Source organism: Bradyrhizobium sp. 31Argb, assembly GCF_043638955.1.
GTDB lineage: Bacteria > Pseudomonadota > Alphaproteobacteria > Rhizobiales > Xanthobacteraceae > Bradyrhizobium.
In genome coordinates, this window is record NZ_JBEGDB010000546.1 from 1 (window position 1) to 1,938 (window position 1,938).

The 1,938-nt window shown below is 57.0% G+C and carries 2 protein-coding genes; both read left to right on the top strand.

The features are described from left to right. Positions 1–412 precede the first annotated feature (412 nt). Positions 413–1,336: a LysR family transcriptional regulator gene (locus AAFX91_RS41205; protein ID WP_394570297.1), complete on the top strand. Its 924-nt coding sequence runs from the start codon at positions 413–415 to the stop codon at positions 1,334–1,336. Between the two features lie 369 nt (positions 1,337–1,705). Further along, positions 1,706–1,938 (top strand): transposase (locus AAFX91_RS41210; protein WP_394570298.1); only part of this gene is annotated, 233 nt, incomplete at its 3' end.

Below are 1,938 nucleotides of genomic sequence, written 5' to 3' on the forward strand. Positions count from 1 at the left end.
GTTCTGGCAGGCTTCGACACCCGCCTCGATACGCCGCCTATCTCAGTCCGTCATCACCCAGTTTCCCGCATAGCTCCAGGGCGACAAGTGGATTTTCTGCCTGACGGTGGGCAAGATTGTCCCGCGAATCAGGAGAGACGGTGAGCAGACGAACCCGTCGGCACCACGCACCAACAGCTTTGCATAACCTCCCCAAACTGCGCCCCCGAAAGACGGGCGTCGATGGCGAGGGCGTTTAGTCGCACCTGAAGCGTTTGAATCTCACGCGGCGTCAGGGTGTAGGCATGCCGCTACCTTGTTGCAAATCAATGCTCAAGACTATTATCAGAGTCGAAGCCTTGCCCGAGCGCATGAGAGGGGTGCTAAATGATGCTGATGGCTCTAACAGAGCTGCCGAAATCGAACGCGACTGATGTCACCTAACTTCCTGCAACTTCGTCATCTCCGCTATTTCTTGGGCATCGTGGATGCCGGTAGCTTTACGAGGGCGGCAGGCATGCTGCACGTGGCGCAGCCCGCCCTCAGTCAGCAAATGACTGCCCTTGAAGCTGAGCTTGGCGTCGCACTGCTCCGGCGCGGTGGACACGGCATTCATCCAACCGTCGCAGGCGAACTCTTCTACCGTGAGGCGGCCTCGATCATTGAGCAGGTGGAACAGCTGGGCCGCATGGTCCGGTCAGTGGCAGAAGAACCGGAAGGCTTAGTAAGGCTTGGCATGTCATCGGGGTTTGCGGCGTGCTGGGCTAGCGAGTTTATGGAAGCCTGCAGGGTGCTGCTACCGAAAGTGCATCTCCGTCTGGTTGCGGGTGACATTCTGCGCATGAGATCGCTTATCGCATCACGTGCGATCGATATCTGCTTCCTTTTGGAAGATGAGCCTATTCAAGGCTTTACTCGACAGCCGCTTTTTCATCAGCCACTATCGATGGCAAGACTACCGTTTGCGGAAGATGTAGCGCATACCATTTCGCTCGAGCGGCTGGCTCACGTTCCTCTTGTGCTGCCGACACGACCCAACGGAGTTCGCAGCGCGCTGGACCGGGCATTCCAAGGGGCCGGTTTGACTCCCAACTGCATCGCGGAGGTCGATACGTTCGCCAGTGCGCTCTCCTTGGTCAAGGCTGGTATTGGCAATGTGATCGTTCCAAAGATCGTCTTCCCGGACATACCGGGACATCGCGATCTGAGGCTAATCGCCATAGATCCGCCGATCCATGTGACAGGATGCCTGATCTATTCCGGCAATACTCCGCTCGTCTCCGCGGCACAGGCGGTAGGCGACCTCCTGGTAACCCACGTGGAACTGGCGCTTCGGAAGAAAGAAAGCTCATTGTGATAGCAGCGGCTTCGAGGGACACTGGTATGAAGCCCAGCCTTGCGCGAAGAGACACGCTCGATCCCAATCCGGCAAACGAGTGCAGGAAGCGAGTTCCTCGATCCGCATGACGCCGTGCAAGTACTCAGTGTTGCGCCGCGTGTCCGTCCGCATTGGCCGCGACTTCGGTGGCGATCTCATCAGATGCGAAGGCGATATGCTCATCGCTCGGCGCTTGCTATTGCAGTATTCCGAGCGCGTGCTGGTCGTACGCATACGACGAAGCTTACGATTACCCACATTTTTTGAGGTGCGCTGAGTCGAAAAACTTGAGTCGCCAGAAAGGCTTATGATTCTTTGATGAGCACCTGATTCGAGAAGAGGTGCTCTATGGGACTGACTTCACGCGCCCGGGATAAGGCGCATCCGTTGGCGTCTGACGCGGTGACCTGGTTTGACCGTGAAGCTGCGCTGTGCGAATTCCAGGACGCTCGGCTTGGCGAGAGATTTCGCATGCTGCTGAAGCAGATTGGTGGAGACATCGGACAGAGCATTCCGATGGTTTGCCAAGACTGGGCGAATACCAAGGCGGCCTATCGTTTCTTCTCCAATGAACGAGTAAG

Coding starts and splice junctions, on each gene's coding strand:
- AAFX91_RS41205 (WP_394570297.1), top strand. CDS start 413: ATGTCACCTAACTTCCTGCAACTTCGTCATCTCCGCTATTTCTTGGGC.